Consider the following 19,783-nt stretch of genomic DNA (forward strand, 5'->3'; position numbering starts at 1 on the left):
TCGACTTGCATGTATTAGGCACGCCGCCAGCGTTCGTCCTGAGCCAGGATCAAACTCTCCATTATAGAGTAGTTGATTGCTCAAATACTTGCTGGCGTACCGCCGTCCGAAGACGCACGGTTCGCTTTGATCTGCATAACGCTGATCAGTAAAGTGCGCGGGCCGTTTTGCGCGGCCGTTGCTGTTTGTTGACGTTTTGCTGTTCAGTTTTCAAGGTTCAGGTTTAAAAAATTGGAGCGGGTGGGGGGAATCGAACCCCCATCATCAGCTTGGAAGGCTGAGGTTTTACCACTAAACTACACCCGCATATATTATATAGAAGAAGAAAATAATGGTGCGCCCGAGAGGACTCGAACCTCTAACCGCTTGATTCGTAGTCAAGTACTCTATCCAATTGAGCTACGGGCGCATTAGAGCTTTATGGTGCGGCCGAGAAGAGTCGAACTTCCACGGGATTTCTCCCACTAGGCCCTCAACCTAGCGCGTCTGCCATTCCGCCACGACCGCATTGAATTAATTTTTAGGGACAAATTCTATTATACTGCATCTCCATTTCAATGTCAATGAGAGATTAGAATTTCTAATTCATTCGTCGTTACGATTAAATAATAAATAATGGCTGGGGTACCTGGATTCGAACCAGGGCATGACGGGATCAAAACCCGTTGCCTTACCGCTTGGCTATACCCCAATAAAAATGGCGGTCCCGACCGGGATCGAACCGGCGATCTCCTGCGTGACAGGCAGGCATGTTAACCGCTACACCACGGGACCATTTGGTTGCGGGGGCAGGATTTGAACCTGCGACCTTTGGGTTATGAGCCCAACGAGCTACCGAACTGCTCCACCCCGCGACAATAATATAGATGTTGTTTTTCATTAGAGCTACTTTACAGCCTAGATTTGTTTCGGCTACGCCGACAGCAAGTCTGGCCTGCAACATCTCCAAAAGCAATCATTCGTTCTTCATACTTGTTGGCTCATATGTTAGTGTACCACAGAAGTTATCCAACTATAACTTTTCAGATTAATTGCTGTTTATAAAATGGTGACCCCTACGGGATTCGAACCCGTGTTACCGCCGTGAAAGGGCGGTGTCTTAACCGCTTGACCAAGGGGCCATGAATGGCTCCGAAGGTAGGACTCGAACCTACGACCATCGCATTAACAGTGCGGTGCTCTACCACTGAGCTACTTCGGAATAATGTTTAAGTACTTGTCGACTTTTTCTATTATAAAGAGCTCTGAGAGAATCGTCAATACCTTTTTCATTTATATTTGTTATTTGTTTTTCTTTATGGAATCTACAGTGAAGAATAATAATTCAAAAAAAGTAACTGCCCTATGTTGGACAGTTACTTTCCTTTAAGAATGTTATTGCGCTATTAGCTTTCCTGAGCAGCGACCACATCGGTAACGCTCTGTATTCATCCGGATCTTTCTTCTGTAATTCGTTTCGCATGCTACACATTGATAGACATAAGACTTGGACGATCGCCGTTTCGTCTTGTTTTCAAGCGTAGAGCAAAAACGCGGCGAGCCTGTTTCCTTCAGCAATTCTCTAAAATCCCGATCACGGTGCTTATAGCCTCTTCCTTCTATATGAAGATGGTAATGGCATAGCTCATGTTTGATGATGCCTTCAAGCTCAGCATATCCAAACTTCTCGTAGGAGCTTGGATTGATTTCGATATTATGGGATCTTAACAGGTATCTGCCTCCTGTGGTCCGCAATCTCGCATTGAAAATACCCTCATGCCGGAATGGCTTGTGAAAGCTCGTCAATGAGATTTCCTTGATGAGTCCTGTCAGTTCTTCGTTCGTCATGTTAACTCCCCTATTTTTAAAGTTAAAGGGTCTGCTCTTTCGGCTGGAGCATCGTCAAAGCAATACGTCCTTTGTCTTTCTCCACTTTTTCCACCCAAGCAGTGACGATGTCTCCAACTGCCACCACTTCCAGCGGATGCTTTACAAAGCCTTTTTTCAATTTCGAGATGTGCACCAAACCATCCTGCTTCACACCGATATCAACGAATGCGCCAAAATCCACTACATTGCGCACTGTTCCCTGCACTTCCATCCCTGGAAGCAGGTCTTCCATTTTCAGAATATCGTTTTTCAATAAAGGCTGCGGGAATTCGTCACGCGGATCGCGGAATGGTTTCTTCAACGCATCCAAGATATCTTTTAAGGTAATTTCTCCGACGTCCCAATTCTCACTCAGCTCTTTCAGCTCGAGCGCTTCAAGTTTTTCAGAGATACCGGCTTTTCCGACAGATTTCTTATCTTCTCCGACAAGCTTCAACAGCTTCTCGGCAATATCATAGCTCTCCGGATGAATGCCTGTTGCATCCAACGGATTTTTGCCTTCCGGAATCCGGAGGAACCCAATTGCCTGTTCATAGGTTTTCGCTCCTAAGCGCGGGATTTTCTTCAACTGGACGCGTGACGTAAAGCGGCCATTTTCATCCCGGGCTTTGATGACGTTTTCCGCCACGGTTTTACTCAAGCCTGCTACGTACTGCAATAAGGAAGAAGAGGCTGAATTGACGTTGACGCCGACCTGATTGACGGCTGTTTCGACAACAAAAGTCAGTTGATCCGCTAATTTCTTCTGGGAAACATCGTGTTGATACTGTCCGACACCGACCGCTTTGGGATCGATCTTCACCAGTTCAGACAATGGATCCTGCAGACGGCGCGCAATTGAAGCCGCACTCCGCTCTTCAACTTTCAAGTCTGGAAATTCTGCTCGTGCAATATCGGAGGCCGAATAGACACTCGCGCCTGCTTCATTAACGATGACATAGGAAATATCCGCCGAAGTTTCCGACAGGAAGTCTGCAACAAACTGCTCGGTCTCACGAGAAGCTGTCCCATTGCCGATCGCCATGATCTCAATCGGATACTTGGATGTCAAACGCTCCATGGTTTTCTTCGAACCAGCTTGGTCTGATTTTGGCGGATGCGGATAAATCACTGCCACTTCCAGCAACTTGCCCGTTTCATCGATGACTGCGAGTTTGCAGCCTGTCCGATATGCAGGGTCGACACCCAATACCATTTTGTTTTTCATCGGTGGCTGCAATAAAAGATTCCGCAGGTTCTCCGAGAAAATGTGAATCGCCTGGGTCTCCCCTTTTTCGCTCAGTTCAGTCCGGATTTCCCGCTCCACTGACGGTTGAATCAGCCGTTTGTAGCTGTCTTCAATTGCTGCAGCTACCACTTCGCTTGTAGAACGCGTCTGTTTCATCCATTTGTTTTTCATCAACGTTATGATTCGGTCGTCCGGCGGATGGATGGAAACTTTCAGCACATCTTCTTTTTCTCCGCGATTGATTGCCAAAATTCGATGCGGCACGATTTTCTGGATGGCTTCTTCGTATTCATAATACATTTGGAAGACCTGTTTTTCGTCTTCGTGATTTTTCTTGGCGACGGTGGCGATTGTGCCGTCTTTTCGAGTCATATAGCGGATTTTTTCGCGGATATCCGGATCATCCGCAAATAATTCCGCCAAGATATCCTGCGCTCCTTGGATGGCTTCTTCAGCTGACGCGACACCTGCCTCTTCATTTACGAATGACTGTGCTTTACCTGCCAGTTTTTCATCGCCAGGCTCCATCAGCCAATCCGCTAACGGCTGGAGGCCTTTTTCTTTTGCGATGGTCGCTTTGGTTCTCCGTTTTTGCTTGTATGGCCGGTATAAATCTTCAACGCGCTGCAGGACTGTGGCATTGTGAATCGCCTTTTCCAGTTCATCTGTCAGCTTTTCCTGTTCCGTTATGGAACGGATAACATCTATTTTCCGCTGCTCTAAGTTCTGAATGTATGTATACCGGTCATCGATCGCTTTAATCTGCACTTCATCCAAAGATCCGGTTGCCTCTTTACGGTAACGGGCAATAAACGGCACGGTGTTGCCATCTTCAATCAATGCGATGACTTGCGCGACCTGATTGTTTCGCACACCCGTTTCTTTAGCGATTAATGTATGAATCTGCTGCATTTCCATCTAGACACTTCCCTTCAGTTCCTTTCTATTTTAACACATACAGAAAAGCGGAAGCAGCCGTGTTGATTCGACGGGCATTTACAGGAGAACATAAAAAAGAAGCCTCTCTTGAAAGAAGGCTTCTTTTTTGTCGGCTATTCTATTCATTTATTGAAATGGCCAGCTCTCACTGTAAACGAGCCGACCTTTTCCCAGTACTTCTCCACTCAAGTCTCAGTCGGAACTTCGACCAATCCCGGTTCTTTTCGCGCCGCCTTGCCTTTCAGCGTTTCAATCAATCCGAACGAAATAAGGAATGCGATCAGATAAGAAATCGGAATGACGACCATAACAGCAGTCAATCCAAAAGAGTCTGCCAGTACACCGGACAAGCCGATCGAGAAGGCCCCTACCAATTCACCGATCCCCATGATGAGCGCATTGGCCGTAGCCATGACGGCAACGGGCACACTTTCAACCGGTATGATGCTTTGGTAAAGCGTGTTCATGGCGAGAATGATTCCACCAAACAACACCAGAACCACCAGGCTTACGGCAGATTGCGGAAAGATGAACAAGACGAGCGGGGTCACCATCGCCATTGCCAGATAGCCAGACATTGCCGGTTTTCTGCCGATTTTATCGGAAGAATAAGGAATGAATACTTGCCAGATGATGGTCAACAATCCAAAGAGCGAAAAGACCAAGCCCATTTGGGTATTAGATAGCAAACTCACTTGCGTCAAATAGAGTGGCAAGAATGCATTGAATGTCCACATGGCACCCATACAGAAAATACTGATGAGAATACAGATCAGGATATTGCGGTTTTTCACACTGTTATAGATAGTGCTTACATTGAAAGCAGTAACCGCTTCAGTTTTCACGACAGCTTCAGGCGGCTTCACAAAACGAAGCATCAGCAAAGCTACTACAAAACTCGGAATACTGACAAACAGGAATGCGTAACGCCAACCAACCAATTCACCCAACTGCGTCACAACCAACGGACCAATCGCGACGCCGATGACTGCAGCTCCTGCATACACCAAACCCATATTGCGCCCCAATGTCGTCGGACGCGAAACAGAAGCCAATAGTGAAAGCGAAATCGGAAGAATAACCCCTTCACTCGCACCCAGCAAGGTACGGACAATCAACATAAACGTGTAGGTTTCTGCAAACATCGTCAAAAGCGCCAATACAGACGTGACGATCATCGCCCAGAACAAGATCGTTTTTTTATGCCCTAAGCGATCTGAGAGAATCGCAAACGTTGGAGCTGCCAGCGCAAATCCTATGGTTTGCCACATATTGATTTGACCGATTTTTGTGTTCGTCAAAGCGATGTCTTCGATGATAAAAGGCATCAGCATAGAAATTGCCTGTCTATCCAAATAAAGAAAACCCCATGCGACGAAAAAGAGCATGACCAATACAGTTTCATAACTTAACCCTTTTTTAATTTTTGCCATTCTGTCAACCCCCTCGATTTGTCCATTCTTTTTACTCCCACCAGCAGCTCTTTCAGCGCGCTCCCTTCGCCATCCCCTTTCAGCTCTGTTTTTGCACTAATTGAATTGTATGAGAAAGCGCTTTCAAATTATAGAATAAATACCTTCTGATTTTTTCAGAATTTTAAATAAACTTATTCGGTTTTCATCTTCATTTTAGGCAAAAAAAAAAAGAGGCCATCTCATTTGAGAAGGCTTCCTGTTATGAATGTGGCATCGTCACCTGTTTGGATAGATGCCAATATGTCGCGGTATAGTTGTTCCGGTACCGCAGCTTTTCGCATCATGGCTTTCGGATTTCTTAAATCCACTCCATCGGAATGGATCAGAAACAAATCGTCCTCCACGTATGTGTAAAGCTGAGTACGCAGTTTTTGCGGACGCCCTGATAAATAACCCATGACCGGCAACGGGTAGATGATTTCATCCGTAGCTTTACGGTACAGATAAAACCGGATGTTGCCGACACAGCTGTATTCAAGCGTCTTTTTATTGAAATCGACTTTAAAGATAGCCACGGCAGCTCCCCGCTTCTGGAGCATTAATCCGTTAAAACGATACATTAATTGATCGATTGTTTCATGATGGTATTCACGTAAAATTTGAGGAATGACTTGAGACGATTCACGCGCCACAGGCCCACTCCCTAATCCATCGGCTACGGAGCAAATGAAATAATCGTCCGTCAATACAGTATGGTAGCTGTCACCGGATTCATGATTTCCTTTTTTTGCTTCGTTGAAAATAAAAGCATCTACAAAACTATGCTGAATTTTCTCCACTACGAAACCCCACCAGCCGCTAAAATAGCTTCCTGCAATTTCTTAATGGCTTTTCTTTGCAAACGGGAAACGTGCATTTGAGAAATTCCGAGTTTATCTCCGGCTTCTTTTTGGCTCAGCTGCTCTATGTAAGTGAATTGGATGATCTGCTTTTCCCGTTCTGAAAGCACATTCATCGCTTCAGCTACAAGCATGCGCTGATCCGCTTTCTCGTAACCATCATCTTCCTGGCCTACTACGTCAAACAATGTGACGGTACTGCCATCTGAATCCGCCTCCAAAGAGTGGTCCATTGAAAGTGCCTGATAGCTTTTGCCCATTTCCATCGCTTCCAGCACATCGTCTTCTTCGACATCCAAATATTCAGCGATTTCCCATACTTGCGGCGAACGTTGAAGCTCTGTCGTCAGCACTTCCACCGTCGCTTTAATACGGGGTCCCAATTCCTTAATGCGCCGCGGTACATGGATTGCCCATGTCTTATCGCGTAAAAAGCGTTTGATTTCACCGATGATCGTAGGCACGGCAAAAGCTTCAAAGCTACGGCCATATGAAGGGTCATAACGTCTGATTGCGCCTAAAAGCCCAAGCATGCCCACTTGCGCAATGTCCTCGTGGTAAGATTTACCATTAGAGTATTTTCGTGCAATGGACTCGACAAGACGCTTGTAATTCAACACTAGATTTGTTTGGGCTTCTTCATCTTCTGTCTTTTGATAAGCTTCAATCCACTCAAGCACCTGCTCTTTAGTAGGCTGATTAGGATGAGACTGTTTCGACATCCTTTTCCACCTGCTCTCCTTCAACATGCTTTGTCATGAAGATTGTCACTCCTTCTTGATGATGAACTTTGACTTCATCCATCAATGTTTCAATCAAATACAAGCCGAGACCTCCTTCACGAAGAAAAGCACCTTCTTCTTGGTCATGATAAGGGCCCACTTTTGCTTTAGTTTCTTCGAAGTTAAAGCTTTGTCCATGATCCGCTACCATAATCTCGATCTTGTCTTCATACAAGGCACAGCCAATGACAACTTCGCCTTCTTCGCCTTCTGCATAAGCATGCTGGACTGCATTGGTCACCGCTTCACTCGAAGCAATTTTCAAATCCTCTATATCATCGAACGAAAATCCGATACGGCTGGCCAATCCTGAAATGGTGAGTCTTGCGACACCAACGTATTGGGATTTGGCAGGAACTCTCATTTCTACATAATCGAAAGGACGCATATCAGTTACCACCCTTCCCGACTGATTCGATATCCATAATATCTCCTAAACCTGTAATATCGAAAAGCCGTTTTAATCGCGCAGAGAGCCCTTTTAACTTTACGTGTCCGCCATTTGAATTGACCGATTTATAAAAAGCCACAAAAACTCCCAATCCTGTACTATCCATATAATTAACGTCGGAAAGATCCAACTCTGCTTTCAATCCTTGGTGATTCTGATAAGTTTCTAGTTTTTCCCGTAGGACCGGTGCAGTATGCGCATCAATTTCTCCGCGTACAAAGCCCTCAAGAATATTGTCCGATTCAGTTAAATCCACTTGAATATTCATTGTATTTCGACACCCCGTTTTTTAAAATTCAATCCCGCTTAAAAAAAGCTGTTCTAAGCATTAATACCACATTTGACCCATAGTTAAACCTGCTACTACACTTTTTTGTATATCACCAAAGTAAAGTCATCTTGGAACTGCGCATTTTGCATGCGTTCAAGCTCATCATAGACATATTGCACAATGGTTTGTGCAGGCTCGTCTTTCTTCTGCTCAATCAATTCAAAAATAACCTCACGCTCGATAAAACCTTCTTCGTTCCGGCCTTCCGTCACGCCATCAGTCATCATGATCACCAGGTCGCCTTTTTCGAGATCGACAGTATGCTCTTCATAGACAGCGGCTGGAGATACACCCAGCAGCAACCCTTTTGCAAACAGTTCGCTGAACTCTTGGTCCTTGGCACGATACAAGATAGCCGGTTCATGCCCAGCTGATCCGTAAGTCAAGCGCGCTTGCTTGGCATCGTAATTGCCGTAGAACATGGACACGAACATCGAATCATCGACACTTTTTTCTACAATCCGATTGATGACGCTCAAGACGTCTTTCGGAAGTGCGTGGGTGCTGCTCAAGCTATCCATACCGAATTTAATCATAGACATGCAAAGAGCAGCCGGAAGGCCTTTGCCGATTACATCCGCAACCGCCACCCCGGCATAGCCATCATGATCACTGACAAAATAAATATAATCCCCGTTCATTTTTCGCGCAGGGATAGAGAGAAGGCCGATATCCAAACCTTCCAGTAGGGGTAATTTGGTTTTCAACAACGTTTCCTGAACGTTGGCAGCAAGATCCATTTCCACTTTCAGCTCTTCCTGCTGTTTCAGGAGACTTTGCCGCTCCTGAAGCGCCAAGCCATAATTGATCATCATTTCAATCAGAAAATCAAAAGAATGCCACACAACATCCGGCAACTCACCATACAGTTCTTGAATCGCCGCTTTGTGCATGCTGATGACTTCTTCAGGCGCGATATTCTCTAAAATCAGCTGCCGGCTGAAATTTTGGCCGACATACAGATTTTGTTCAGTCTGTTTTTTCATGTATTCATTTAGAATCTCTTTATACTGATTCTCAATTTCTTGAGCCATTGGGTGTTCCCCCTAACGAAGCCACTTGGTAGCTCTTATATCTGTACCTTCGCCTAATATCGTTTCGATTTTAAAGTCGTCCATTAATCGTTTGACACCTGGCAGTCCCGCCCCTAGTCCACCGGAAGTCGTAAAACCGTCTTCCATGACTTTGCGGATATCTGGAATTCCCGGACCGCTGTCTGCAGCTATGATCAGGATTCCTTTCACGCCATTTTCCGTTAATTGTTGAATTTCGATTCTGCCTTTTCCGGCATATAAGTAAATATTGCGGGCAAGCTCGCTGATGGCCGTCGTAATACGGGCCTGGTCAACTGTGCCAAAGCCAAGCTCTTTCGCTACATTGCGTCCGAGTTGTCTTGCAGCTACAATATCCCATTCTGTCAAAATTTCCACCGAGGACTGGTCGCTCATTTTTAAGCCTCCAATTCCAATTGAAGTTTATCTAAACCATTTTCTAAATCCAGTGCTGTCATAACGTCTTCAAGTCGAATTCCTAACTCGATCAAAGTGATAGCAACTGCTGGCTGGATACCGGTAATGACTACTCGGGCCCCCATCAGGCTTGACATACTGATGACGTCTCCCAGAACTTTCGCGATAAATGAGTCGATGAAATCAATGGAAGTCAAATCAATCACGACACCTCGCGCACTTGTTTCATGCAGTTTGGTCAGTAAATCCTCTTGAAATTGAAGAGCTGTCTGGTCGTCAAGCTCCCATTGGATGGAAACAATCAATGTATCTCTTAACTTTAAAATTGGAATTCTAAAATTCATCAGTCCTCAACCTCCACAATTTTTCGGTTTGTCCAAGCCAATGCCTGTTCCACGCCTCGCTGCAAAGTGCTTGTTGTCGTAAAGTCGTTCAGGTTGATGCCGAGCGTGACAATCGTCTGGGCAATCTCAGGTCGAATTCCGACAAGCATGCATTTCGCTCCAACAAGACGCACAGCATCTGCTGCCTGGATAATGTGATGGGCGACCATTGTGTCCACTACCGGTACACCGGTGATATCGAGCAACACAACTTCTGCCCGATGTTTGACGACACCTTCCAACAGGTTCTCCATAATCAATTTCGCCCGTTCTGTATCAATTGTTCCGACAAGCGGCATGACCGAGACTTTCTCAAAAACCGGAATAAGCGATGCTGAAAGTTCCTGCAACGCGATCTTTTGGAGGCTGACCGTGCGTTCCCATGTCTTGGAGTATGCCTCGATGGTGCTGTCGCGGATCGGCGAGATCCATTTGTTGAACTCTTCTACAAATGCGGCAATATTACTTTCGTTAATAATGCCTTCTTTGGTCATGCCTTCATAGACGATTTCAGCGAAATGATTGATTGCTTTCGTAACGAATGTAATGGACCAACCAAGGCGAACTACCTTTTCCGCAAAATCGATTAATCGGCTTTCATATGCTTGATGGCTTTCCAGCAAATTGGATATCATCAATTCAGCGAATTCATGGCTTGTCTGATTCATCAACTCTGTGGGCATCACCTGAAAAGAACGTTCATCTTTCTCGTTCTTCATTTTTTCTTGCCATTGTGAAATAATTTCAGTTAAATTGCCCTGTATATATTGAGCCATCTGTTTATTCATATGGATTAAAAACCCTCCCTGCGACACTATGTATCTTAAATTTTATCTGCTACTCTTTATTGTATCGGAAATTCGTTTTTTTCACATCTTTTTTGTCGGCTAGTCTATTTTCTGAAAAAAAAGACACCTCGAGAAAAATTCTCAAGGTGCCTTTCAAGGAGTATGTATGCTTAAAATTTTACTAGGCCAACACTGATTTCCAGTGCCTCGTCTACTTTTTCCATCAACGTGTCATCAAGTTGGGTGATTTTATCGGTCAGCCGAGACTTATCAATAGTCCGCAATTGTTCAAGCAGAATGACTGAATCACGTTCAAAGCCATACTTCTTGGCATTGATCTCTACGTGAGTCGGCAATTTGGCTTTTTGAATCTGCGCAGTAATTGCAGCAATGATTACAGTAGGACTGAAACGATTGCCTATATCGTTTTGAATCACCAGGACAGGACGGGTCCCGCCTTGCTCAGACCCGACGACCGGTGATAATTCTGCAAAAAAAACATCCCCGCGTTTTACAATCAAGTTGTCACCCTCCGCTTACGAGTCGCACTGTCGTGTGCTCCGCTTCGTACTCAGCGTGAGAACATTCACAAGCAATCGATAGATTGATCTGTGACATCTCCACGTAGCCCTTGATCATCGCTTCCCGAATATGATATGAGTCGTACAGGTTCTTAGTCACCCGGTGCGTGGAAACGTAAATATAATCTCCACTTTCTTGAACACGTTCATCTGAATGAGTTGTCAACTCCGAAATAAATTGTTTTGGTAACTTTACAACCACTTCTTTTGTCTTTGACTTCTCGTACACAGCCGACACCTCCGAAAATCCCGTTCTTCTGCCTTTATCTTTCTCATCTTAACATTGTATCGGGCTCCTGAAAAGGTAAATCGGAAACTTTGGTGCTGTCCGAGTATACCCGAGGCACCCGTTTTGTTAAAATACACGGGATTTCATAAGGGATCGTATCCAGCCTGCGCGCCCATTCGTCGATGTAAATACGCTGTCCGCCCTGTGCGCCGATCAGTTGCACTTTTTCTCCGATTGGTAATTTTTCAGAAAGCCGAATCATGCATTGATCCATGCAAATCCGGCCTACAATCGGCACGCGCTGTCCTCTCACTAAAACTTCCTGCCCCTGCAGTCCCCGGAGCATGCCGTCCGCATAACCGATGGGCAAGGTTGCAATCCATTCGTCCTGTTCGGCATGGTAAGTCGCCCCGTAGCTCAGCCCTTCACCAGCTTTCACTTTTTTCACATGGATGATTTCCGTTTCCAAGCTAAGCGCCGGATGGAGTTCAAATGGCATTTCCTTGCCTACATAAGGGGATGGCGCGATGCCGTACAATGAAATTCCTACGCGCACCGCGTCACAGGACAATTCCGGATGCATGATGGCCGCTGCGCTATTGGAGACATGGACCATGACGGAAGGATCATCCAATTTATCGATTACGCTATTCATAGCGCCCACTTGTCGGCTGAACAACGAAGAATCCTCTTCATCCGCTGTGGCAAAATGAGTGAAAATGCCTTTAAAATCAAAATCATGATCAGCAATAAAACCGAAGGCTTCATCCACCTCGTCCAATTGGATGCCGATGCGCCTCATTCCGGTATCCACCTTCAAATGGATCTTCAATGCATTCAGATCAGGCGCCAACTGGGTTGCCGCCATAGACAGCCAATCAAGAGAAACAGCCGTAACGATAATATTATGCTGCTGCGCGACCGGGATGAAATTCGGTGGAGTCGCCCCAAGGACCAGCAATTCCGTGTCGATGCCCTCTTCCCTCAGAAAAAGAGCTTCATCCGGGGTTGCCACGGCCAGCAAGCGGACACCATTTTCAATCGCCGTCTTCGCCACTTCCAAAACACCATGCCCGTAAGCATCCGCTTTTATTACTGCGATCACTTCAGCATCCTTGCTTCTTTCCTGAAAAGCGGTTAAATTCTTTTTGATTGCACCTAAATCAATGACTGCTTTTGTCGGACGATAATATTCTGTCATCGTAACACCACCCAGTTAATTTGTTTGTAAAAGAACTTGCGCTGCTGCAAATTCCTTTGAATGCGTAATGGAGACCAGACCCGTTTCCTTGTTCTGAAAGTAAACGGAAGGCTTGCCTTTGCTGTCTTTCCGGATTTCAATGTCCTGAAAAGAACAGGCTCCGCCAATTCCCGTTCCCTTCGCTTTGGAGAACGCTTCTTTGGCTGCAAAGCGGCCAGCCAGAAATTCAACTTTTCTTGCAGCAGTTAACTGAATGTATTCAGCGTGCTCGGATTGTGTTAATACACGCTCACGAAATTTCGCTGATTTCGCATCCAATCGCTGGATCCGTGACAATTCAACGATATCCAACCCGATTCCTGTAATCATAAATGTTTCTCCTTTCAATCGCAAACGGGTAACAGGTATAATTAAAGATATGAAATAGAGGTGACTAAATGTTTATTCGAACAGAAAGCTTTAAGCAATACCTGCGCCTGTATCCGGTTGTTTCCACTTTGATGGCCCTTAATCTGTTGGTCTATGTACTGACATGGCTTCCTTTGCTTGGTGAATGGCTTTACTTTTATGGTGTCGGTTCCAACTTCTACATTGCAGAAGGCCAATGGTGGCGTTTCTTTACACCGATGTTCCTGCATGGCGGATTGATGCATTTGCTGTTTAATATGTTTTCACTGTTCCTGTTCGGACCTGAATTGGAACGTTTAACCGGTAAAGTCCGCTTCATCACGATCTACCTGCTGGCAGGATTCTTTGCTTCAGCGGCCACCTACTTTTTGCAGCCGCTCGATTATGCCCACGTAGGAGCAAGCGGTGCGATTTTCGGAGTGTTTGGCGCATTCGGCGCATTGGTGTATTACGGCGGACGCGCTCTGCCTCAGCTAAAACAAATTATACTCCCAATTATCGTGATTAGTATAGTCATGACTTTCTTGACTCCCAACGTAAATGTCACAGCCCATATCGCTGGAATGATAACCGGATTCCTAATCGGACTCAGTTATTTCCATCCAAAGCGGATCGTCAGTTGGCGGGCAAAAAAATAAAGACAGCCGGAATAAAAATTCCGGCTGCTTTTTTTTTTTGCGAAAAATTGGGTGTGTTCAATCCTTTATTTCTCTGGTGCTGGAAGGTTCGTACCATGACAAGATTCGGCTGGCATCGCTTTTTTCCATATGGGGCGTTGATGCAGTGGCCCCCATCATGCCCGATTTGATCGTTGAGTTGATCGATGCAATCCCTTTACGGCGCTGGAAGAAACTTTGCGTCACTTGAACAACCTGCACCCGCTTCTTCAGCATAAAGAATTGGTGTTTGCTGAGCCCTCTGAATTGCATCGTCAATTGACGTTCTCCCAGCGCATACCCCACTGTCCGGTGCTGCCAGATTCCGATGGCGACAATGATCGGCACAAAAATCAATGCAAACAGGCCGTACGGATAGAAGAAATAGCCTACCGCAGCAAATACTGGCGACAGCCAAAGCAAATCCAGACGATAGAAAAAGTGGACGCTGCGCTTCGGTGCCTTGACCAATTCCGGCGTCCATTCCAGCTCAGGAAACAACTCAGCCAGGATGGGAATCATCCGATCTGCTTTGACCAAAGGAAACAGGCGGATCTTCTCATCTTTGTCCCCGATTGACCCTCCTGCACTTTCAACCAATACTGTCGCGTATCCGAAAAGCTCACGCAAAGGGTTCTGGCTGATCTTGATGCCTTGAACGCGTTTCAGGGGGACGGAAACTTTTTTCTTTTCCAATAATCCCCTGGTGATATAGATATGGTCCTCATCACGCTGGATGGTAAATTGGTAATTCGCCACGATGGTCATAATGACCGAAATGATCCAAGCAATCAATAACACAAAAAAGATGGTCAACGCGACAATCAATGCACCAAAACGCAGAAACAGCATGACTTCCTCGTAAATCGCATCATACGGAATCAGTTCTGAAAACTGGGAAAGGAAAATCGCAACTGCTGAAATCACGACCCCAATCCCTCCAGAAGTTGTTGCAAGAATCAATAGTTCCTTCATGGACATGCGGTAAAGTACCTGTGCCTCTTTTTTAGGCGGTGCTTCCACTTGTTCCACCGGTCCCATTACTGCAACGCTTTCTTCGGGAAGCTGGTGTTTTGCTTTCTCCATTTCATTTTCGATACGGTCTGCATCTTCGCGCGAAATAGCCGTCAATTCGGCTTCGGCCTGGCCGACCTTACCTGAGCCGCCAGTCTCCACTTTCACTTTCACCAAACCGAGCGGCCGGTGAAAAATGCCTTCAGTATAATTCAGGCTCTGGATCCGGTCAAAAGGTATATACCTTTTTTTCTTTACAAAAAGGCCGTATTCAATGCGCAATTCCCCGTCCTCAAACCAGTAGACAAAACGTTTCCACTTGATGATTCCACCAATCAGCAGGAAGACCAGTACAACACTGCCCACGATTACCGGAATCAAGCCTTGCCAACCCTGGTTGAACATCGAACTGACTCCGCCGTCCCTGAATATATTGACACCAAAAATAATGATGAACGGAACAATCAATTCTTTTAAGCCTTTGATGAAATTTAGAAATGCCGAAATGGGATGCAGCTTATAACGTTCTTCATACATCATCTTCCGCCACCCTTGCCAATACAGAAATTCTGGCTCTCAGCTCATCTGCTTCCGCTGTTACAAGCGCAGGAATCGTATGAGTGGTTGCCGCTGTTGAAATCGATATTTCCGCTAAATCATATTTCCGCAAAATCGGGCCTTGTTCCGTATCGACGTGCTGAACACGCACCATCGGCACCAATGTCCGGGTAACGATGAATAAGCCATGCTGCAATTCGATTTCCTGCTCCCTCACCTCATAACGCCAGCGTTGCCAGCGGATTTTTGGAAACAAGTAAATAAACAGGAAGCCAAATAGCAGAATCACTGCTGCATAAACAGCGTACAGCCATTGCGGCCAGTCAAAAAAGTACGTTAGAACGCCAGCTCCAATCGCGATCAATGCGATCACCGCAGTTTCCATACTGCCGTAAACACGCCAGACGGTTAATCCTTTTCGTGAAATTTGATTTTTCGGTTGGTTGTCCATTCTATTCTCTCCAATCGCGTGCCTATCCATTATACGATTTACTTATCTAAACGTTTCAGTCAATTGTAACTGAAATCCGGACAGCAAAAAAGGGCGCATGCCCAAACAGTTTCCTGTTTGGCATACGCCCTTTGGATGGATCGGTATTAAGATTCGCTGCGGCGAGTCGTACGTCCTGGACGTCCGCCACCGCTTCCACTTCCGCCTTCACGGCGTCGGCTTGCGCCTGAGCTCGCTCCACGGCTTGAAGATGGACGAGATGATGATGAAGAGCGATTGCCTTTATAGCCGCCGCCTCCGCCACTGCGTCCGCTTCCGCCTTTACCTTTATATCCGCCGCCTCCGCGTGATGGCAAAGGACGTTCTTCGGAAATAGAGACTGGAACATCTTCCGGTTCTTTGGTCATTGTTTTAAGAGCCGCTGCAATCAAGTCAACCGCTTCGTGTTTTTCCAACATTTGAGTCGCAAATTCACGATAGTCGCCAAGATTGTTTTTCTCAGTCATTTCAACTAATTGCTCCATAGCAACGCGTTTTTGGCCAAGTACAGCTTCGTCAGCTGTTGGGGGAACCAAAGCTTCCATTTTTTTCTTAGTTGTACGTTCAACAATTCCAAGGTAGCCCATTTCACGTGGAGTTACAAACGTGACAGCTACTCCTTTTTTGCCTGCACGGCCAGTACGGCCGATGCGGTGAACATAGCTTTCAGGATCTTGAGGAATATCAAAGTTGTATACGTGTGATACGCCTGAGATATCAAGTCCACGAGCTGCTACATCTGTTGCAACTAGAATATCGATTTTGCCTGCTTTGAACTGCTTCAAGACGGACATACGTTTTGCTTGGCTCAAGTCGCCATGAATTCCTTCAGCCAAATAGCCGCGGATATTCAAAGCTTTAGCTAATTCGTCAACCCGACGTTTTGTGCGTCCGAAAATGATCGCAAGTTCAGGCTGTTGAACATTCAAAAGACGTGAAAGAACATCGAATTTTTCGCGTTCTACTGCTTTCACATAGAATTGCTCAATGTTTTCAACAGTCATTTCTTTTGATTTGATTTTAACGATTTCAGGAGTCTTCATGAATTTCTCTGCAATACGGCGGATAGCATCCGGCATAGTTGCTGAGAACAACAAGGTCTGGCGAGTATCAGGAACACTTGCCATGATTGTTTGAATGTCTTCGATAAAGCCCATGTTCAACATTTCGTCTGCTTCATCAAGGATCAATGTGTTTACATTATCCAATTTAAGAGTACGGCGGTTGATATGGTCTAATAGACGTCCTGGAGTACCAACGATAATTTGTGGGCGGTTTTTAAGTGCACGGATTTGTCGGCTGATTTCCTGGCCGCCGTATACTGAAAGGATACGCACGTTTTTATCTTGGCCCAATCTGTAAAGTTCTTCAGAAACCTGGATTGCCAATTCGCGTGTTGGTGCGATGATCAATCCTTGAACATTACCGTCTTTAGTGTCGATTTTTTCAATCAAAGGAATACCGAACGCAGTTGTTTTACCAGTACCAGTTTGTGCTTGTCCGATAATGTCCTTGCCTTCCATTCCAAGACGGATAGTCCCCTCTTGAATCGGTGTTGCTTCTTCAAACCCCATGCGTTTTACGGACTTTAAAGTTGTTTCGCTAATATTTAACTCTGAAAATTTTACCAAATTTTTTCAATCTCCTTTTGTCTTCATCTGATTTACAAATGGTGTACATTTTAGATGAATTCGTGACAAGGTCGAGCCTTTATGAGGAAGTTTCACGTCGAAAATCATACTCTGTAGTTTTAAGTCAGAGGGGATGTGTGAACAGGAAAAGCTCGGGCTTTGCCGAGCGGTCTGATCGGCGGGTGTTTGATGCCCTATCTATAGAACAAACCGTTTTGCTCAAAAAAATACTCTTCACAGGGAAGAGTAATTCAAAAATGTATCCATTGCTTTCAAAAGAATACCATGTTTTTTTCCTATTTGCAATCAATACGCAAAGGTTCTAATAATCAGTTTACTCTGCGCCTTTATTCATAAACTCAAAAACTTTCTTAAACCAATCGTCACAGTCGTCGCTGTAACAAATCAAATGCTTGCCGGTTTCTGAATGGATCATGTATTTTTCTGTTGAACCGATGTGGTCATGAATATAGTCAGCGGCAGAAGCGGGAACTACGCTGTCCTTGCCTCCCTGCACAATACAAACCGGAACTTTGATTTTGTCGTAATAGGGTTCAACCATTCTGACAACCCGCAGAAATTCCACGGCTGAACTGACAGGTGTGTTCATCAGTTTGTATTCATAAAGATGAAAAGATGAATTTTCCGCTATTTTCCCAGATAACACATCTCTCATCGCTTCCTGCACTTCCTCAAAAATCTGTGCAGGACTGATGTATTTGGCTGCTGCACTCAATAGAACCAGCCGATCGACCTTGTAGCGCATTGCTAGATACAGCGCGATCAATCCGCCCATCGAAAAGCCGACAATGATGATGCGGTCCGCTGATTTTTTCAGCTTTTTCAATGCCAGCTCCGCTTCCATCATCCAACTTTCAGCTGAAATACTTTTTAAGGCCAATTTTTCACCATGTCCTGGAAGCGTCGGTATTTCTACGATCCAGTCGGTCTCACCGGTTAAAAAATCAGCAAACGGCTCAACTTCAAACGGGCCTCCTGTAAAGCCATGAATACAAAGAACCCCGGTCTTCAAATCGCTTCCCTCTTTTCATCGCTTAACAGCATAAAACTTTTCAGCCCCTACACTGCCGTCTTCTTTATTGGCCGGTGAAAGGTTCAATCACTTTCTCCAGCGCCATACCACGGGAACCTTTCACTAATATGACTGAGTCTTTGTTGGTATACCTTTTCAACAAATCAATAATCGGTCCGTAGTCGTCTTCACTCCACAGCAACTTGCCGTTATAGGCCGGCTGCAATTTATCATACAGCCATTTCATGCGCGGTCCATAGAGGCAGACCCCGGCAAGGCTATCTGAAATGGAGTTGCTCAGTGCTTCGTGATAGCTTTGTTCGTCGTCTCCAAGTTCAAGCATATCGCCAAGGACGACCCACTTCTTGTCTTTCATCGTTGTTTCACGGATGAAATTCAATGCTGCATTCATCGATGAAGGAGCTGCATTATAGGCATCATTGATGAAAATGGCTCCGTTATCCGCTTGGATCATCTGCATGCGCATATCGGTCAAAGCTGCGTCTTTCAAGGATTTGCGGATTTGCTCCTCTGACAGGCCTGCTTCAAGAGCGATCAAAATGGCGGCCAGGGTGTTCTTCACCTGATGCTCACCCAATACAGGAATGGTGAAGGCGGCATCTATGATTCCGCTCACCATAAAGCTGCTGCCATTTTCAGTCGCTTTAATATCCGTTACCGTCAATTCGTTGTTGTCATCGAATCCAAAAGAGACTGCCTGCGGGAAAGATTCCATAAACGGCTGCAACAGCGGCTCGTCTCCGTCATAGAAAAGTTTACCGTGCTGTTGCAGGCCTGCAGTGATTTCAAACTTTGCTTCCGCTATCGCTTCACGTGATCCAAGATCCTGCAGATGCGCTTCACCGATATTGGTGATGATGGCGTAATCGGGACGTGCCAATTCAGACAGAAACTCGATCTGCCCTTTGCCGCTCATGCCCATTTCCAGAACAGCGACTTTGGTGTCTTCGTCCAAAGACAGGATGGTCAATGGCAAGCCCAATTCGTTATTGTAATTCCCCTGGGTTTTTTGCACTTTGAAATAAGGCTTTAACACACTCGCTACGAGATCTTTTGTCGAAGTCTTACCATTGGATCCAGTGATCCCGATGACAATCGCAGACAATTCATCGCGGTAGGCTCTAGCCATCTCCTGCAAAGCAACTTCACAATCATCCACGAAAAGCAGAGGCAGATCTTCCGGTGCCCCCGGCTCGTCGCGCTGCCATAAAGAAGCTGCTGCGCCTAGTTCGATAGCTGAACGGACATACTTATGCCCATTCACTTGTTCGCCACGGAAAGGAATGAACAAATCGCCCGGCTTGAGCGTTCTCGTGTTGATCGAGACCCCCGTAACGTCAAAGCCTTTTAAATTAGTTTTGATATCCAGCCATTTGGCTACTTGCTCAATCTTTTTTTTCATTTGGC

The 19,783-nt window shown here is 45.6% G+C and carries 21 protein-coding genes, 8 tRNA genes and 1 rRNA gene; 1 reads left to right on the top strand and 29 read right to left on the bottom strand.

The features are described from left to right. The 24 genes from ACRC6Q_RS13420 to acpS form a co-directional block, all read right to left on the bottom strand. Window positions 1–65 (bottom strand): 16S ribosomal RNA (locus ACRC6Q_RS13420); the annotation flags it as partial. Window positions 66–232: 167 nt separating this feature from the next. Beyond that, window positions 233–306 (bottom strand) — tRNA-Gly (locus ACRC6Q_RS13425). A 26-nt stretch (window positions 307–332) separates the two neighbouring features. Beyond that, window positions 333–409: transfer RNA gene (locus tag ACRC6Q_RS13430), tRNA-Arg, on the bottom strand. Window positions 410–421: 12 nt separating this feature from the next. Continuing rightward, a tRNA-Leu gene (locus ACRC6Q_RS13435) sits at window positions 422–507 on the bottom strand. A gap of 109 nt (window positions 508–616) precedes the next feature. After that, window positions 617–691 (bottom strand) — tRNA-Gln (locus ACRC6Q_RS13440). A gap of 7 nt (window positions 692–698) precedes the next feature. Then, window positions 699–774: transfer RNA gene (locus ACRC6Q_RS13445), tRNA-Asp, on the bottom strand. A 3-nt stretch (window positions 775–777) separates the two neighbouring features. Further along, a tRNA-Met gene (locus ACRC6Q_RS13450) sits at window positions 778–854 on the bottom strand. 192 nt (window positions 855–1,046) lie between these two features. Continuing rightward, window positions 1,047–1,121, bottom strand: a tRNA-Glu gene (locus ACRC6Q_RS13455). A gap of 5 nt (window positions 1,122–1,126) precedes the next feature. Then, window positions 1,127–1,201, bottom strand: a tRNA-Asn gene (locus ACRC6Q_RS13460). A 173-nt stretch (window positions 1,202–1,374) separates the two neighbouring features. Then, window positions 1,375–1,827 carry a SprT family protein gene (locus ACRC6Q_RS13465; RefSeq protein WP_223636840.1) on the bottom strand — a complete coding sequence of 151 codons (453 nt, stop codon included), beginning with the start codon at window positions 1,825–1,827 and terminating at the stop codon, window positions 1,375–1,377. Window positions 1,828–1,849: 22 nt separating this feature from the next. Continuing rightward, on the bottom strand, window positions 1,850–4,015 hold the full coding sequence (locus ACRC6Q_RS13470) for a Tex family protein (protein ID WP_431466805.1): 2,166 nt from the start codon (window positions 4,013–4,015) through the stop codon (window positions 1,850–1,852). Between the two features lie 206 nt (window positions 4,016–4,221). Next, entirely contained in the window at window positions 4,222–5,469 is a 1,248-nt protein-coding gene (locus tag ACRC6Q_RS13475) for an MFS transporter (RefSeq protein WP_223636842.1), read from the bottom strand. Between the two features lie 221 nt (window positions 5,470–5,690). Continuing rightward, window positions 5,691–6,290, bottom strand: coding sequence for a PP2C family serine/threonine-protein phosphatase (locus tag ACRC6Q_RS13480; RefSeq protein WP_191715583.1), 600 nt, complete (start codon window positions 6,288–6,290; stop codon window positions 5,691–5,693). Further along, window positions 6,290–7,072 (bottom strand): RNA polymerase sigma factor SigB, encoded by a 783-nt coding sequence (sigB, locus tag ACRC6Q_RS13485; RefSeq protein ID WP_146558232.1) that lies wholly within the window; start codon window positions 7,070–7,072, stop codon window positions 6,290–6,292. The genes ACRC6Q_RS13480 and sigB overlap by 1 nt, the downstream gene beginning before the upstream one ends. After that, window positions 7,050–7,520 (bottom strand): anti-sigma B factor RsbW, encoded by a 471-nt coding sequence (gene rsbW / locus ACRC6Q_RS13490; RefSeq protein WP_006830181.1) that lies wholly within the window; start codon window positions 7,518–7,520, stop codon window positions 7,050–7,052. The genes sigB and rsbW overlap by 23 nt, the downstream gene beginning before the upstream one ends. 1 nt (window position 7,521) lies before the next feature. Beyond that, the gene (locus tag ACRC6Q_RS13495; RefSeq protein ID WP_223636844.1) at window positions 7,522–7,851 is read right to left on the bottom strand and encodes an anti-sigma factor antagonist; all 330 of its coding nucleotides are present in this window, start codon (window positions 7,849–7,851) and stop codon (window positions 7,522–7,524) included. A gap of 95 nt (window positions 7,852–7,946) precedes the next feature. Beyond that, a complete protein-coding gene (locus tag ACRC6Q_RS13500; RefSeq protein WP_431466806.1) occupies window positions 7,947–8,948 on the bottom strand; it encodes a PP2C family protein-serine/threonine phosphatase in 1,002 nt (333 codons plus the stop codon). Between the two features lie 12 nt (window positions 8,949–8,960). Next, a complete protein-coding gene (locus tag ACRC6Q_RS13505) occupies window positions 8,961–9,362 on the bottom strand; it encodes an anti-sigma regulatory factor (protein WP_146558235.1) in 402 nt (133 codons plus the stop codon). A 2-nt stretch (window positions 9,363–9,364) separates the two neighbouring features. Continuing rightward, window positions 9,365–9,727, bottom strand: a complete 363-nt coding sequence (locus ACRC6Q_RS13510; protein ID WP_008432419.1) for an STAS domain-containing protein — start codon at window positions 9,725–9,727, stop codon at window positions 9,365–9,367. Further along, the gene (locus ACRC6Q_RS13515) at window positions 9,727–10,554 is read right to left on the bottom strand and encodes an RsbT co-antagonist protein RsbRA (protein WP_223636848.1); all 828 of its coding nucleotides are present in this window, start codon (window positions 10,552–10,554) and stop codon (window positions 9,727–9,729) included. Before ACRC6Q_RS13515 ends, ACRC6Q_RS13510 begins: the two co-directional genes overlap by 1 nt. 170 nt (window positions 10,555–10,724) lie before the next feature. Continuing rightward, window positions 10,725–11,075 (bottom strand): type II toxin-antitoxin system PemK/MazF family toxin, encoded by a 351-nt coding sequence (locus ACRC6Q_RS13520; protein WP_008432415.1) that lies wholly within the window; start codon window positions 11,073–11,075, stop codon window positions 10,725–10,727. 4 nt (window positions 11,076–11,079) lie between these two features. Next, window positions 11,080–11,364 (bottom strand): transcriptional regulator, encoded by a 285-nt coding sequence (locus ACRC6Q_RS13525; protein WP_142827252.1) that lies wholly within the window; start codon window positions 11,362–11,364, stop codon window positions 11,080–11,082. 43 nt (window positions 11,365–11,407) lie between these two features. After that, window positions 11,408–12,565 carry an alanine racemase gene (gene alr, locus ACRC6Q_RS13530; protein ID WP_431466807.1) on the bottom strand — a complete coding sequence of 386 codons (1,158 nt, stop codon included), beginning with the start codon at window positions 12,563–12,565 and terminating at the stop codon, window positions 11,408–11,410. Window positions 12,566–12,580: 15 nt separating this feature from the next. Further along, window positions 12,581–12,934, bottom strand: a complete 354-nt coding sequence (gene acpS, locus ACRC6Q_RS13535) for a holo-ACP synthase (RefSeq protein WP_223636853.1) — start codon at window positions 12,932–12,934, stop codon at window positions 12,581–12,583. Window positions 12,935–13,002: 68 nt separating this feature from the next. Between acpS and ACRC6Q_RS13540 the strand changes: the two genes are divergently transcribed. Beyond that, window positions 13,003–13,611 carry a rhomboid family intramembrane serine protease gene (locus ACRC6Q_RS13540; protein ID WP_223636856.1) on the top strand — a complete coding sequence of 203 codons (609 nt, stop codon included), beginning with the start codon at window positions 13,003–13,005 and terminating at the stop codon, window positions 13,609–13,611. A gap of 57 nt (window positions 13,612–13,668) precedes the next feature. Here the strand turns inward: ACRC6Q_RS13540 and ACRC6Q_RS13545 are convergent, their stop codons facing one another. From ACRC6Q_RS13545 to ACRC6Q_RS13565, 5 genes are all read right to left on the bottom strand, one after another. Continuing rightward, on the bottom strand, window positions 13,669–15,180 hold the full coding sequence (locus ACRC6Q_RS13545; protein WP_431467000.1) for a PH domain-containing protein: 1,512 nt from the start codon (window positions 15,178–15,180) through the stop codon (window positions 13,669–13,671). Beyond that, window positions 15,173–15,652, bottom strand: a complete 480-nt coding sequence (locus tag ACRC6Q_RS13550; RefSeq protein WP_223636859.1) for a PH domain-containing protein — start codon at window positions 15,650–15,652, stop codon at window positions 15,173–15,175. The genes ACRC6Q_RS13545 and ACRC6Q_RS13550 overlap by 8 nt, the downstream gene beginning before the upstream one ends. A 146-nt stretch (window positions 15,653–15,798) precedes the next feature. Next, a complete protein-coding gene (locus tag ACRC6Q_RS13555) occupies window positions 15,799–17,322 on the bottom strand; it encodes a DEAD/DEAH box helicase (protein WP_223636862.1) in 1,524 nt (507 codons plus the stop codon). 334 nt (window positions 17,323–17,656) lie between these two features. After that, window positions 17,657–18,355: an alpha/beta hydrolase gene (locus ACRC6Q_RS13560; protein WP_223636865.1), complete on the bottom strand. Its 699-nt coding sequence runs from the start codon at window positions 18,353–18,355 to the stop codon at window positions 17,657–17,659. 64 nt (window positions 18,356–18,419) lie between these two features. Then, on the bottom strand, window positions 18,420–19,778 hold the full coding sequence (locus tag ACRC6Q_RS13565; protein WP_431466808.1) for a UDP-N-acetylmuramoyl-tripeptide--D-alanyl-D-alanine ligase: 1,359 nt from the start codon (window positions 19,776–19,778) through the stop codon (window positions 18,420–18,422). Between the last annotated feature and the right edge of the window lie 5 nt (window positions 19,779–19,783).

Origin of the sequence: Planococcus sp. SE5232 (genome assembly GCF_050686535.1) — a bacterium.
GTDB lineage: Bacteria > Bacillota > Bacilli > Bacillales_A > Planococcaceae > Planococcus.